This is a genomic window from Methylobacter marinus A45, assembly GCF_000383855.1.
GTDB classification, from domain to species: Bacteria; Pseudomonadota; Gammaproteobacteria; order Methylococcales; family Methylomonadaceae; genus Methylobacter; species Methylobacter marinus.
Genome location: NZ_KB912877.1, coordinates 4,634,583 through 4,647,691, shown reverse-complemented (window position 1 = coordinate 4,647,691; position 13,109 = coordinate 4,634,583). Strand labels below are relative to the sequence as shown.

Annotated in this window: 15 protein-coding genes; all 15 read left to right on the top strand. The window is 52.3% G+C overall.

What is annotated here, in order from left to right; all coding sequences use genetic code 11:
• Positions 1-45: 45 nt before the first annotated feature.
• The 15 genes from METMA_RS0121825 (at position 46) to METMA_RS0121750 (ending at position 12,890) form a co-directional block, all read left to right on the top strand.
• A complete protein-coding gene (locus tag METMA_RS0121825; RefSeq protein WP_232216410.1) occupies positions 46-432 on the top strand; it encodes a hypothetical protein in 387 nt (128 codons plus the stop codon).
• Complete coding sequence (locus METMA_RS0121820) at positions 425-1,786, top strand: hypothetical protein (protein ID WP_020161246.1); 1,362 nt, start codon at positions 425-427, stop codon at positions 1,784-1,786. Before METMA_RS0121825 ends, METMA_RS0121820 begins: the two co-directional genes overlap by 8 nt.
• Positions 1,786-2,343, top strand: a complete 558-nt coding sequence (locus METMA_RS0121810; protein ID WP_232216409.1) for a hypothetical protein — start codon at positions 1,786-1,788, stop codon at positions 2,341-2,343. The genes METMA_RS0121820 and METMA_RS0121810 overlap by 1 nt, the downstream gene beginning before the upstream one ends.
• Positions 2,340-2,636: a phage fiber-tail adaptor protein gene (locus METMA_RS0121805; protein WP_020161243.1), complete on the top strand. Its 297-nt coding sequence runs from the start codon at positions 2,340-2,342 to the stop codon at positions 2,634-2,636. The genes METMA_RS0121810 and METMA_RS0121805 overlap by 4 nt, the downstream gene beginning before the upstream one ends.
• 12 nt (positions 2,637-2,648) lie before the next feature.
• Positions 2,649-2,945 (top strand): head-tail joining protein, encoded by a 297-nt coding sequence (locus METMA_RS0121800; protein WP_020161242.1) that lies wholly within the window; start codon positions 2,649-2,651, stop codon positions 2,943-2,945.
• Positions 2,945-3,532, top strand: coding sequence for a phage tail protein (locus tag METMA_RS0121795; protein WP_020161241.1), 588 nt, complete (start codon positions 2,945-2,947; stop codon positions 3,530-3,532). Before METMA_RS0121800 ends, METMA_RS0121795 begins: the two co-directional genes overlap by 1 nt.
• Positions 3,525-3,959: a hypothetical protein gene (locus tag METMA_RS0121790; protein WP_020161240.1), complete on the top strand. Its 435-nt coding sequence runs from the start codon at positions 3,525-3,527 to the stop codon at positions 3,957-3,959. Before METMA_RS0121795 ends, METMA_RS0121790 begins: the two co-directional genes overlap by 8 nt.
• Before the next feature lie 69 nt (positions 3,960-4,028).
• Positions 4,029-5,012 carry a hypothetical protein gene (locus METMA_RS0121785; RefSeq protein ID WP_020161239.1) on the top strand — a complete coding sequence of 328 codons (984 nt, stop codon included), beginning with the start codon at positions 4,029-4,031 and terminating at the stop codon, positions 5,010-5,012.
• Positions 5,012-5,476, top strand: a complete 465-nt coding sequence (locus METMA_RS0121780; protein ID WP_020161238.1) for a hypothetical protein — start codon at positions 5,012-5,014, stop codon at positions 5,474-5,476. The genes METMA_RS0121785 and METMA_RS0121780 overlap by 1 nt, the downstream gene beginning before the upstream one ends.
• On the top strand, positions 5,476-5,616 hold the full coding sequence (locus tag METMA_RS27260) for a hypothetical protein (protein ID WP_020161237.1): 141 nt from the start codon (positions 5,476-5,478) through the stop codon (positions 5,614-5,616). The genes METMA_RS0121780 and METMA_RS27260 overlap by 1 nt, the downstream gene beginning before the upstream one ends.
• Positions 5,616-8,396, top strand: coding sequence for a phage tail tape measure protein (locus tag METMA_RS0121770; RefSeq protein WP_020161236.1), 2,781 nt, complete (start codon positions 5,616-5,618; stop codon positions 8,394-8,396). The genes METMA_RS27260 and METMA_RS0121770 overlap by 1 nt, the downstream gene beginning before the upstream one ends.
• Positions 8,393-8,746, top strand: coding sequence for a hypothetical protein (locus METMA_RS0121765; RefSeq protein ID WP_020161235.1), 354 nt, complete (start codon positions 8,393-8,395; stop codon positions 8,744-8,746). Before METMA_RS0121770 ends, METMA_RS0121765 begins: the two co-directional genes overlap by 4 nt.
• Positions 8,743-10,617: a hypothetical protein gene (locus METMA_RS0121760; protein ID WP_020161234.1), complete on the top strand. Its 1,875-nt coding sequence runs from the start codon at positions 8,743-8,745 to the stop codon at positions 10,615-10,617. The genes METMA_RS0121765 and METMA_RS0121760 overlap by 4 nt, the downstream gene beginning before the upstream one ends.
• Positions 10,618-11,232 carry a hypothetical protein gene (locus METMA_RS0121755; RefSeq protein ID WP_020161233.1) on the top strand — a complete coding sequence of 205 codons (615 nt, stop codon included), beginning with the start codon at positions 10,618-10,620 and terminating at the stop codon, positions 11,230-11,232.
• A complete protein-coding gene (locus tag METMA_RS0121750; RefSeq protein ID WP_020161232.1) occupies positions 11,232-12,890 on the top strand; it encodes a hypothetical protein in 1,659 nt (552 codons plus the stop codon). The genes METMA_RS0121755 and METMA_RS0121750 overlap by 1 nt, the downstream gene beginning before the upstream one ends.
• Positions 12,891-13,109: the final 219 nt, after the last annotated feature.

Genomic DNA, 13,109 nt, shown 5'->3' with positions numbered 1-13,109 from the left:
ACAGTCATTTTAACATCACAGCCGCAAGCGAATGGAACGCTGCTCGTGCACGAGCAACACACGGATCATACAGGATTCAAACATGACCATATTTATATCGCTCAGGCCGGCGCAGACATAAATCTTGCCGCCGAATTGCGCGCTCAGGTTATGGGTACCGAGATTGACAGACGAGAGGCGGCGGCGCTTGAGGCTGAGAACTTCATCTTACCGTTCAGCAAGTATGAGTTCCTTAATTTATTCACTCAGGCCGAAAGGCTAGCCATTCGGACAGCTGCTAAAAATGATGTGGTTATAGAGGATTTTTTATCCTTGCTGAGCGAGGCACCGGCGGTTTATTTAACAAATCCTGATGTGATCGCGGGCATTAACTATTTCGTTCAGGCTGAACTTCTGACACAGGATCGTGCCACGGAGGTATTGAATGGCTGAGTATTACATTTACTCGGATGCGGCAGGGGTGGGAGATGGTAGTTCATGGGCTGACGCATTCACTACGATTACGGCTTGCTTAACGGCTGTGACCGAGGCCGACGGCGATATATTTTATGTTGCGTCAGATCACAATGAGCTGAATAACGCAGCATTAACTCTGTCATTCGGTGCTTACGTCAAACTGTTATCAGTGAACCGCACATCTGGTTTGCTCGAAGCAGGTGCCATCATCAGCACATCCCACATACTCGGGGCTAATGTCAAAATAGACGGCAATCTGTATTGCTTTGGCGTTGCTTTCGTTATCGGCGTAAATCCTTCAGGCGGGACCAACATCAATCTCCAACTAGGGGACAACAACTCCATCCTGTCGTTTTCAAACTGCGCATTCACGTTACTCCATTCGGCAGGTGCGTCCTATTTCATCTTGGGCCGAAGTGCAAATTCCAGCAGCGCCATTGAGATCGATCTTAACAACTGCTCGATCAGCTTCGGTAATGGAGGCCAGGGAATTGTTCCATGCGGCGCAAAAACAACAATGACGAATTGTAGTATCGGTGAAACAGGGCATGCTCCTAATGCTATATTCAACGCAAAAATTATGACAGGTATAATGGGGGAGATGCGCCTTGCTGGATGTGATTTCAGTTACGGGAGCGCGCTATATGACGCCAGCGCAGTGAAGAGTCATGCAAGCCGAATGCTGTTTGTGCATTGCTTGGTTCCTGGCACGTTAGGAACTGGCACTCACCCCGGACCTGGGTATCTTGAATACGAGCTACACGCCTGCGGCACCGATACAGACGATAACGCCTATCAATACAATTACCAAGGCGGCGCAGGACTCATCAGTTATAACACCGGCGTTTATCCTGCATCGGGTGGCGCTACGTTTTCTGACACTGATGGCACTGATGACCCGTTGTCGCTGATGATGGTGTCTAGTGCGTATGCAAGTAGGCACTATCCGCTGTATTCCCCATGGTTCAATGTTGCCATCGACTCAACAGGCAGTAAAGCTCTTTCAGTAGATTTCGCGCACACGGGTGTTTCGGCATTGAAAGATAATGAAGCTTGGGTTGAAGTTGAGTATATGAGTGAGACAGAAAACACGCTGATCACCAGGGCAATATCTGCGCCCGTCGCGTCCGGCACTAATGCGCTTGACATGCTGGCTTCAGGCAGCGATCTGGCGGATACAGCAGAGGCGTGGACAGGCATCATGGACGAGATAACGCATACGCTCAGTAAATCGGTAACGGTTGAGCAGCAGGGCTTTGCAAGAGTGCGCGTGGCGTTGGCTAAACCATCGACAACGGTCTACATCGACCCACAGGTTACGGTAATCTGATGTTATTTGTTCCTGGTCTTGGCTATGTGTCTGGGAGTGGGTTTATCCCTGGTGGTAGCTACATTCAAGTGCCGGCTGCTGCGGTCGCCCTGGATGGTGCCGCTACAGCGACAGCCGCTGCCGCCGGCTCCCTGAAAACTGTTATCTCGCTCTCTGCGGCGGCCGTCATGCAATCAAGCGCCGCCGGCGCACTATCCATGGACATTAGCCTTGAAGGCTCTGCTGCCGCTGTAGCATTGGCCAATGGTGCATTAACTGCTCAAATCAATATGTCCGGCGCTGCCACCGCCGTAGCTGATGCATCCGGCAATCTGGCCGCGCATGTATCGACAGCACTGTCCGGCCAGGCTGCCGCGTTGGTTTCGGCCGAGGCCGATCTGACGGCGCAAGTCGATCTTGGCGCTTCTGCCGTGGCTCAGGCGTTGGCATCCGGCGACTTGACAATGGACGACTTATTCTCAGACCGGCTCATTGAAAAATATACGTTACGGCCGCCCGAGCGCAACTATGCCATCAATGCGCCTGCGCGCAATTACACATTACAGGCGGTCGCATGAAGATAAACAGCAAAGTTCCGGCGGAAATCATCCCTGTTGTTTTCGATTTTTCCGAAATCATCCCGGCGTTCGACAGTGTTGTTGAAGTCGGCATCGCGGTTATCGAAGGCGCCGATGCCGATTCGCCGTCCATGCTGATTGGCTCGCCAACGACCAATGGCGCAACCGTCGTGCAATTGGTGCGCGGGGGCGTGGCGGATGTCAAATACCGACTCTATTGCCTGGTCGCAGTCGGTGATGAGAAATATCAGATCGACGGCGATATGACCGTCACAGTGTGGCATTCCAAATGACTGATTTTTATTATGACTGATTTTTATTCCCTGATGCCTGACTCGCTGTTTACCGAGACGCTCGGCGACGATGTGACTTATCACGCCAAAGCCGGCGATATCGAGATCAAGGCATTTGTAGATGATTACTTGGAACCTGTATTTTCCGGCGAGGCGCATGTGCAGGAGGGCCGCAAAAGAATTGATGTGGCCGTGGCCGATGCGCCGGGCCTGAAAAAAGGCATGAAGTTCACGCACAACGGCGTGAAATACACGGTTGATGACATCATCGCCAATGACGGCCAGTTTGCCAGCTGTGTGGTGAGCTAATGGCGAGCATTAACGTACAGATTGATCAACAGCAGGTTGATGAAATTTATCGTTTGCTGGAGAACGTCAAACACGGCGCCGAAAAGGCCATACGCGTATCGCTTAACCGTACACTGGACGGCGCTGTAACGTTGACTGCTAAGAGGATTGGCGAAAAAGTCACGCTGAAGTCGGCCATGATCAAAAGCAAAATCACCAAGGCGCGTGCCAAAAACTATGCGCTGGGGGCAACGATGCGGATGCAGAGCGGCCGCATGCCGCTGGCCGCGTTCAGCACCAACCCGAGCGCCGCCAATTTCCAGGCCGGCGGCCGTGGCAATGGCGTATCGGTCAAGGTCTGGCGGGATCAGCCGCCGACGCGCTTCCGCCATGCGTTTTTCGCGGTCATGCCGAACGGTTATATCGGCCTGTTTCAGCGGCGGGGCGGAGATCGGTTGCCTATCGATGAATTAAAAGGACCGTTTCTCAGCTCGATCTATGATCAAACGCCCGGATTGGCGTATGAGGTCGAAACCACATCGGCGGCTCGCCTTCAGCGCGAGCTGGCGCACCAGGTTGACTACTTATTGGGGCTAAACAATGGCTGAGACGATACGCGAACGGATAATAGCGGCATTCACCGACCGCGCGGCGCCGCTGTCGAATCTGGACATCGAGCGGGCCAAGCGCAACCTGGGCGAAAGCAACGACCGGTTTATTTCGATCTGGGACGGCGAGGATCAACTGCTGGAATCACGCTATGGCAAGGAGCAGTTGCAGTTCCCGCTGGCGCTGGAATGCATCTGGAAACACGGCAGCGATAATCCGAGCGCGTCGGCCAATGAGCTGATGGGCGAGATCATCACCACGATGATCGGGATCGGCAAGGACCGTACCTTTGGCGGTCTGGTGGACAAGGTCACAGCGGCCACCAAATCGCCGCAGTACCCGGCGGACGGAAGCGATTACACGACGCTGACCGTCATTTTCTTGATTAATTACACGACCGTTGTGGGTGATCCCTATGTTGTCTAGCATCCGGGACAGGCACGGTTGCCCTTTAATATTTTGCCGCCTCGGCGGTCTTTTTTAACGGAGATTACAATGGCAAATGCCGAAAATGCGAAACTACAATACGAGGCCGGGCAAAATGTTTACACGATGTCCGCCTTGGCCGATTCAGGCGATGCGACTGTGTTCACATCATCCGCAACGCTGTTTTCCAAAAAATCCGGCTATGCGCCCGACGTGCGCCCGAATGGACTGATCACAGGCGGCGCCATCACGCCGGCGGTATCCAATACCAATGATATGGTCGATGTCGCCGCGCTAACCTGCTATTTAGCTGGCGTCAAGGTCGCGGTCGCGGCGGATACCGATGTGTCGATCACGCGTGGACTGATGACCGACACGCATAATATCACTTCTATTACCGTCAAAAGCGACGGCACCATCGAAGCCGTTTCCGGCAATGATGGCACGGAGTTCAGCGAAACGCGCGGCGCGGCAGGCGGTCCTCCATTGATCCCGGTCGGCTCTATCGAAATAGGCCAGGTGCGTACCACGAGTGTCGATGCGGCCGCTGTGGATGATGCGGAAATCGTTCAGGTTGTCGGTGTGCATCAGGAGCGATACGACTATCCTATTTTCGAGATTGATTATGCCAATGCAGAGGTCACGTTTGCATCGGCTCTGCCGCTGATCCATACCGGCGGTGTGCCAAAAGCGGTTTACGCGTCCTATGCCGATCCGATCTTCGCTGATGTGCAGTTGTCGTCCGATTTCGTGCCGGCGGAAACCTCGCACTCGGTGTCCTCGACGCAAGTTTATGGCAGTACGCTCGGTTCAACATCCAGTTCACTCGGTCAGGCGTCATTTACGGCCTTTCTGAATGATGGCATCGGCGATGCGCTGGTCGGGCTGAAAAACGCCATTCTCTGGTTTAAATTCTTTCCGGATCGGTACAAATCGTCCTACATGCTGACGCAGGGCAAACTGGGCATCAGCCGGACATTTCCGGCCGGTGACAACATCCAGGCGGCATGCACCATTTCGGCTGAATCCGAGTCTATCGAGGTTAGCATCTGATGGCGTTCAATAGCCAGAAATTCATGGCCACGGCATTCGAGCCCAGAACGGAGTCGGTTCCTGTTCCCGGGCTCGCCCATTGGTTCGAAGACGGCGAGACAGCGGTCTGGCGGGTGCGAGGCCAGACGGCCAATGAAATGGCCGCCAGTATCGATGCAGGAAGTAAGCACAAGAACATCGATACCATCATCAAAGCCATCGCCGCTGATACCGATCAGGTCGCCGAGCTGCAAAAGGCCATCGGCATCAGCAAGGAGACGCACAGCGACATCATCAAGCGATTGGAGATGCTGGTGCAGTGCAGCGTTGATCCGGTTATCACGCTCGATGTCGCGGTAAAGCTGGCGGAAACCCGTCCGATCGATTTTTATACGCTGACGAATAAGATTCTGTATTTGACCGGGCAGGGCATGGACATAAAAAAATCAAAGCCCTCTGGCAAGATGAAAGTGTCAGGGGGCTGATGGCACTGCTGGACCTGCGCGGCGGATTTCTGTACCAACACAAGCCCAGCCTGTTCCCAGGCGGTGAGATTACCGGCACGGAAATGGCCCTGTGGGAATTGTATTATCGTGAAAAAAACAAGCGGACTAAAACCAAGTAATGGCTGATATATCCCGAACGATTGAAATTATTTTCGGCGCCGTCGACCAGACCGGCAGCGGGATATCGTCCGCCGCCGACAATCTGAACAGACTGACTGGCGCCGCAAGTAATATTACCGAGCCACTGTCTGAAATTGCCGATTATGCGGTCAAGGCCGAAGCGGCCATCGTGTCTTTGGCCGGTGTTTATGGCGGTTATGCCATGGTCAAGGCCTCGGAGTTCGAGCAGGCGCAGATCGATTTAGCCAAGGTGCTAACCGACATCGATCCAAGGATTGAGGAATATACTGATTCAGTAATGGAATTATCCGAGCAATATGGTGTTTCATCGGCCGAAATTTTACAGGGTATCGCCAATTTCAAACAGGCCGGGTTTACCGCTGAAGAGGCTGCTCTCCTGCAAAAAAACGCGCTGGATCTGATGATAGCCGGTGATGTTGAGGCGGCGAACGCATCGGAAATCCTTATTTCGGCAATCAAGGGATTTGGCAGCGAAGCCTCGTCCGCCTCGCGTTATATTGAGGCATTGAATAATGTGTCGAACGATTACGCGGCCGATGTTGCCCAGTTGGCTGAGGGCATGAGCCGCATATCGCCCGTATTGAAGACCATGGGATTCTCGTTCGAGGAAGGCACCGGGCTATTGACGCCCATGATCGAGGTATTTAGAGACGGTGGCGTGGCAGCAGAAGCCCTGAAAACAGGACTGTTGAAGCTGGTGGATGACGCAAAACCGGTAAAGGACGCGCTGGCGGCGCTGGGTGTATCGCAATTGGACCTGAACGGCAACATGCGCTCGGGGCGTGATATTTTCTATGATGTCGCGACCGCCTTTCAAAAAGTGGATGAAAACCAGAAGCTGGTATTTGCCGGGCAACTGTTCGGCATCGAGCAGGCGCCCAAGCTGGTGACGGTTTTCGATAATTTGAATAAAGTTAACGAAATTACCGCATCGGCCATGGCCCTTACAGGATCGGCGGCTAAAGAGGTTGATTTACGTCTTGCATCAACAGCCAAGCAAGCTGATATCGCTAAATCCTCCTTCGAGAATCTTGCCATTGCCATCGGCAAAGAGCTAAATAGCATGTTTTCCGGCGTTATTAGTGGTTCCTCAAGCGTGCTGCAAGCGTTGCGCGCTATCGTGGAGAGCGGCGGGCTGGAGCCGTTTTTGCTAGCCATGCGGCCTTATGTCGATGAATTTGCCAAAACGTTGGACAACATGGCCAAGAATCTGCCCGAGGCCTTCAAAGGGGTTGATTTTTCGGGATTGATTGCGGCGCTGAAGGATTTGGGCTTTGAGTTCGGCAGTTTTTTTGACGGTCTTGATCTGAATACGGTGGAAGGGTTGCAGGATGCGATCCAGTTCCTGGTGGATTCATTTACCTCACTGACCAATGTCGTATCAGGTATTGTTGATGCCTGGGGGCCAGTAGTGCGGGGATTTATAGAGGGTGGGGATGCATTTAATCAGTTGGATGCCCGTACACAGAAAGCGATAGGTACTATGCTGGGGGCCGCCCAGGTATTTGAACAGCTAAAGGGCGCCGTGTTTGATGGGTCAGAAGCACTTAAAACCATTGGAGACGCACTGACAACGATTGCTACCGTGGATATAGGGGCCAAGTTTGCATCCATGCTAGCCGCGCTTAGCGGCGGCGGTTTGGCGGCGGGGGCGGCAGCGTTTGGTGCCGTAACGGTTGCCGCGTATGGGACGTATGCGGGAATTGACGCCAATATCAACGCCTGGAAAGACTATAAAAACACCCAAGATATCGTCAAGGACTCAACAGAGGGCCTTGCTGAGAAGCTGCCCGTAATAAAAGACAAGCTGGAAGAGATCAGTAAGCGTACGGGTGTCACCGTCGTCACCATGAAAGACCTGAACAAGGCAGTCGATGACGGTCGATTAGTCTTCGATGAGGCCTCCAATTCCTATGTACTCGCAGGGGAAAAGGTCAGGAATTTTGATGCGGAAGTAGAAGCGGCAGCCGGTTCCAGCTTTGACTTTGCGGATGAAGTCAACAAAATGGCCAAAGTCTTAAATGTGGCGGAAGTCAGTGCGGAAGAAGCCAAAAAGGGCTTTGAATCACTGGCGCAAGCCGAGAAATATCTGGCGGATACGGCTAAAGAGGGTCATGCCCGGTTCATTGAGTTCCGGGACGGTTTGTATCACGTTACGGAAGGGGGTTTTGAGACAGCGCAGTCTCAAAAGGAATTGGCGGATGAAACCAAAGCGGCCGCTGAAGCAGGTAAAGAAGGGTCTGAAGAATGGAAGCGGGTTCAGGAAGTGCTACTGAAAACCCAAGAACAGGCCAACAATTTCACCATTGAAATGGAGAAATTGTCGAACGAACGCTATGAAATCGACGTTCGGGCCGCCGTGGATTTGCAGACGGCTGAAATTGAGGCTCAAACCCAGCGCATTGCCTCGGCGTTTACTGCCGTGACCGATGTGATTGGTACGCTGGCCGGAAGCGTCACGGAACTGTGGTCGTTATTCTCGGATAAGGCCGGAACTGTCGGGGGTTCCGAATTGGAGGCGGCGGCGTTACGCATGGAGCAACGGTTGGATGCCGAACTGGATTTAAAACGCCAGATGACCGAAGCCGTGATGGCCCAGACCTATGCCCTGACCAGTCGGCTGAATTCCGGAGAACCGTTGATCAGTATCGACGGCGGAACCCTGGCCCCCGAATTGGAACTGGTGTTTGAAAAGATATTGAAATATACCCAAGTGCGGATGACGCAAGAGGGCTTAGCTATGTTGGTGGGGTTATGATTGTCAGTTTGTGCTCCAAATTATTTGATTATGAAGGCGATTTTTTATTGGATGTGGATATGAGCACTAGCGACTTAAGCCACTTATCCCGTCGGGTATCCCGGACGGCTGCGCTGAATGGGGAAGCCTTGATCGTGGATAACGGCTATTCCGCCAGTGATGCCACCTTCATACTCGAGGTCCGGCAGGTGGATTTGAACTTACGTGCACAATTGGCGACCCTGATCACCCGACATAGTTACTTGACCCTATCCTGTGCCGTGGGTCTCTTTTTGGGTGTGGTGGAGTACGTGGACGAATCCAGGGGTTTTAAACTTAAATTTTTAGTTAAGGCGCAGGTCAACGAATGAAACAACTATTTAACAATAATGCCAGTGGCACCTTATCCGCTTCCGTTGACGATCTGGCCGTCACGCTGGTGTTACAAGCGGGGGAAGGGGCCTTGTTTGGCTCCCCGTCGGCCACCACGTATGAACTGGCTACCCTGACGGATGATGGGGTGGTGGAAATTGTAAAGATCACCGGGCGCACAACGGACACTTTAACGGTGGTCCGGGGCCAGGAAGGCACCACGGCGCAAGCCTGGGGGTCCGGTACGACAATTGAAGGCCGGATCACGAAAGGCACCTTGGAGCACCTAGTCCAGAACGTCGCAGAAGGTACGAATGCGGTGGCAATCGGTGAAGGGGCTACAGCGGATGGTGAAAGGGCTACCGTGATGGGGAATTACGCCTATGGCATGCAAGAAGATGATGTGCTCGTCGGGTATAAGGCGATATCCACGGTGGAATCCGGGTGGTCGAGCCTTATCGATAAGGCACAAGGCGATTGGATTCGCGTTGATGTCGGTGGCACGGATTACCTGTTTAGGCAGCTTCTCGAATCAGGCACCACAGGCGTATCCCTGCCGACTTTCGGCACTGACCTCGGGGAGCTTACGGAAGATGGTTCAGTGGTGTGGCAATGTTACGGTGCAGACTCAGGAGGTGGAAGTGCTGCCTCAGCACTGGGGTTTATGAGTACGGCCTTGGGCAACCAAGCTGTAGCCATTGGCAGACATGCACATGCGGTATCAGGAGTGGCTATCGGCAACACCAGTGGTGCTATTGCCCAATCTGTCTCCGTAGGCAGGGAGTCATTAGCCAATGTGAAAGATAGTGTATGTCTGGGTCGTAACTCAGCGGTACGGATTGCCATGCCAGAATGGACCCCGGATACGGAGTTCCATTCCGGGGATGTGATCAAGAATACGGCAGGGACACATGTGTTTCGAGTTGATAATTGGTCGTCAGTCGAACAAGTCTATTTAAGCGGAGGGGTAGAACCGACATGGGATACTGATTTAAATAGCTATACCACAGATACGACGGGCTTCCCCTTCAATAACCTTTCTTGGCAGTGCATCGCCCCGATAGGAGATTATGCCTTATCGGAGACGATAGGCGGTGTGGCTATGGGGGGCTATGCAACCACGGAGCAGGGAGGTGTTGCCCTCGGGTATGAAGCCCATGGCGTCTATAACGGCATTGGTATCGGCCAAGCAGCTATTGCCGTTATGGGCATCGGCATTGGCAACACCGCATATGCCAATGGGGGGGTTGCCATCGGTAAATCCGCATATGCAGCTTCTGATGTGGAATGGAATACAGGTGCCCTAGCCCTAGGGGACTATGCCAGGGCCTACGGAGAGTATAGCAGTTTGGCCATTGGGGAGGGGGCGGAAGCCGCTAATATCCACACCATAGCAATTGGTCCTTATTCGATGGCTAGGGTTGAAAACTCCCATGTGCTAGGGGGTCTGTCAATTGCTCCGAAAAGCGACGGGTACGTTGAATATGATGCCGTGATCTACGGTTCCAGCCAGGAAAACTACCTCCTCGCTAAGGAAGTGTCGCTTACTCAAACAGCCGCAGATGATATAATAGTGATACCTATCCCCGAAGGGGCCTTATTTTTTGTCTCTGAAGTTGGATTAATTCTTACTGAATCTGATACGGTGACAGGTCAACCGGAGATAAGTTTTGGTGTGACAGGTAGTACGGAAGCGTTATTGGCTCAAGTGGCTACGACAAAGAGTGTTGAAGGGGGTAGGAATAAATACACTCCGTTGTCAGATGATGGGATCACTACAGCGATTACCGCTAGCTTAAAGGTATCTGCAACCGCAACAGCCCTAAAGGGGCGGTTCTATATCAAAGGCTTGCTGGTTGAGGGTCAGTAAATGGTAATTAACGGGGGGGTGATCAATGGCACAGCGATCAATGCCGCATCAAGTAGCGGTCGTAACCTGGAAGCCCTCCCCCGGATGTGGGTGGCGACCCGCTATCGCTGTTATTTGACCGGCGAGGCCGACGGCTTGCCGACGGATTTAGAACTGCCGATCAGTTCCTTCCAGACCCGATTGCGATTGACCGGGGACACCGTCTTGACCACGGTGATCAAAGGCGTGGACGCTTATATTGATGCTATCGAAGCCCGGTCTTCCGGGATGTTGCAGGTCTGGCGAGAATACGTGATGTTTGACGGGACGACCCTGCCCTTTTTAATGGTGGAGGCCGCGTTTGACGAGATCACTACCCACACAGGTGGCCGTGCGGGTAGTACCGGGGTGCTGACCGCTCGGGGTCCCTTTGCCCCTAATATCACCGAGATCATTGCCTTAACCACCCCCATCTATTATAGCTTTTCTGGGGGCAAGCGCCGCTACCGGTGTGAGCTGGACCCCCGCTTGCGACCCGGAGATACCGCCCTGATTAACGGGGATGAATTGGTGGTGGATACCATCATCCACATTGTCGACGTGAAAACTACGATTATGGAAATCTCGGAAGTCTAATGGGTAAAGTTACAATTCTGCAAAGCCTGGGGGCGGGCTACTATAAGATTAAGGTGCATTTCGACAATTCTCGTGTGGCAGCAAGGCTCAGTCTATTCGAGGAAAAAATCCCTAAGTTGGAAGCGCGGCTGACGGAAATCTCCGAACGAAAAACGGAACAACAAGTCCTGGTTAATCAAGCCTTACAGGCCCTCAATCAGTATGTGGCTACTACTCCGGTACAAGAATATGTCCAGAACCCCAGCACCTTGAATAAGCTGACGGCAGCGGCGTATGCCGAACGGGGCAAACTGGATACCATTGACCGGGAAGAACGCTTGGTCAAGCTGCAAAAAAAGGAAATGGAACAGGAAAAGAAAAAGCTGACTTCGTTGTGCCCGGACGATTTTGAGACTTATGCATGGTGCGTGGCGAACAATGAAAACTTGACCGGTGAGCTGGAATCGATTGAATGCGATTACCTGTTGCAACGGGACATCCACACCGATCAAATTAAGAATGACACTGGCATTTGGCTTCCAGGCACTGCATCTGCCCCGGAATCTACGCTACAGCATGCACTGGCCTCCTCGGCCTGGGCGGCTTGGTTTAATCTCTGCGTGGCCCCGGCTGCCCAACGCCATAAAGCCCGATACCGGGTGGCAGTGATTGACGGCTTGGATAAGGACGCCAATACTTGTAACCTGACCTTTCAGGGCCGCTATGATATGAGCAAGGACCCGTCCAAACTGGTCGATGATACGCCGATTCACCCGCAGTTTTCCGAAGCCCAGCAAGTTCACTACACCGGAGCGGATATCGTCTATCCACCCTGTAATGGAAAGGCCTTTGAGGATGGGGATAAAGTGATTGTGGATTTACATGGTGGAGTAGGAACACCAACGGTGATTGGATTTTATGAAAACCCAAGGAAATGTCAAGGCCCATGGACATTCATAACATTGCTTGGGTTTAACACTAATGGTGTACCCGGAGAACTTGGTATTCCATTGGATGCATCCGGCCAGGGGCCGATATCCGTCTATTCCTATACCGTATTAGTGGAGGGGTTCGACTGGGAGACTGTGCCAGGTTCCTTGATGCAATCAACAACTGTGGACGAAATAGAGACGAATGCCGAATTCCAACGGATGTACACTACAGCCGCGTTAGGGGTGTCAATAAAAATTGTACAGACATTTACTCGAACATTGACAGCCCATAAAAAACAGAATATGTACTATCCCGCCACATTCGAGTATGAAGAGTATGAAGTACTATTAGAGGAATCCATCACGTCAGATATGACTATAGGTGATGTGCATTATGGCGACATTTACAGCTATTCAGGCACGACTACTATTACTGGCAGTCCAGGGGTAGAAGGTACTTCACATCGGGAATTTACCGCTACAGCTAAGCAGCTAGCTATTTATCAAGATGGGTCTGTAAAGGCCACAAGAAACTATTCTGCAACAGGAACCCAGCATGAGGGGGTGTCGAGTATTACCTATTCCCGCATAACAACGGGGGATTTAGATGATATTACTGATGAGGATATTATCAACGCTGAAACAAGTACCTGGAATCCTGGGTTCTTGGCCTATATGCAGCCTGAACCGTTTCCTACACCAGGACCAAATAATGTCGATATAATGTTGAATAGTAATGCGTGGTGATACAGATGTAAAAGAAATACGGCATTAAAGGATGTTTTTCAAATTGAATATAATAAGTTCTTGAATAATAAAAATATATTATCGATGTGTCGCGGGTTCAATTCCCGCCGCCTCCACCAATTCCGAAAGGCGAACTGATCTCAGTTCGCCTTTTTTATTGCCTGCGCCCCGCGCTACAGGCCTTACCTTGTAAGGCTTTACGGACTTCGCGCCTTTCTT

What these genes read in the sequence shown, in the direction of transcription:
- METMA_RS0121790 (WP_020161240.1), top strand. Translation starts at nt 3,525, where the DNA reads ATGGCTGAGACGATACGCGAACGGATAATAGCGGCATTCACCGACCGC.
- METMA_RS0121765 (WP_020161235.1), top strand. Translation starts at nt 8,393, where the DNA reads ATGATTGTCAGTTTGTGCTCCAAATTATTTGATTATGAAGGCGATTTT.
- METMA_RS0121800 (WP_020161242.1), top strand. Translation starts at nt 2,649, where the DNA reads ATGACTGATTTTTATTCCCTGATGCCTGACTCGCTGTTTACCGAGACG.
- METMA_RS0121770 (WP_020161236.1), top strand. Translation starts at nt 5,616, where the DNA reads ATGGCTGATATATCCCGAACGATTGAAATTATTTTCGGCGCCGTCGAC.
- METMA_RS0121750 (WP_020161232.1), top strand. Translation starts at nt 11,232, where the DNA reads ATGGGTAAAGTTACAATTCTGCAAAGCCTGGGGGCGGGCTACTATAAG.
- METMA_RS0121805 (WP_020161243.1), top strand. Translation starts at nt 2,340, where the DNA reads ATGAAGATAAACAGCAAAGTTCCGGCGGAAATCATCCCTGTTGTTTTC.
- METMA_RS0121760 (WP_020161234.1), top strand. Translation starts at nt 8,743, where the DNA reads ATGAAACAACTATTTAACAATAATGCCAGTGGCACCTTATCCGCTTCC.
- METMA_RS27260 (WP_020161237.1), top strand. Translation starts at nt 5,476, where the DNA reads ATGGCACTGCTGGACCTGCGCGGCGGATTTCTGTACCAACACAAGCCC.
- METMA_RS0121820 (WP_020161246.1), top strand. Translation starts at nt 425, where the DNA reads ATGGCTGAGTATTACATTTACTCGGATGCGGCAGGGGTGGGAGATGGT.
- METMA_RS0121795 (WP_020161241.1), top strand. Translation starts at nt 2,945, where the DNA reads ATGGCGAGCATTAACGTACAGATTGATCAACAGCAGGTTGATGAAATT.
- METMA_RS0121755 (WP_020161233.1), top strand. Translation starts at nt 10,618, where the DNA reads ATGGTAATTAACGGGGGGGTGATCAATGGCACAGCGATCAATGCCGCA.
- METMA_RS0121785 (WP_020161239.1), top strand. Translation starts at nt 4,029, where the DNA reads ATGGCAAATGCCGAAAATGCGAAACTACAATACGAGGCCGGGCAAAAT.
- METMA_RS0121780 (WP_020161238.1), top strand. Translation starts at nt 5,012, where the DNA reads ATGGCGTTCAATAGCCAGAAATTCATGGCCACGGCATTCGAGCCCAGA.
- METMA_RS0121810 (WP_232216409.1), top strand. Translation starts at nt 1,786, where the DNA reads ATGTTATTTGTTCCTGGTCTTGGCTATGTGTCTGGGAGTGGGTTTATC.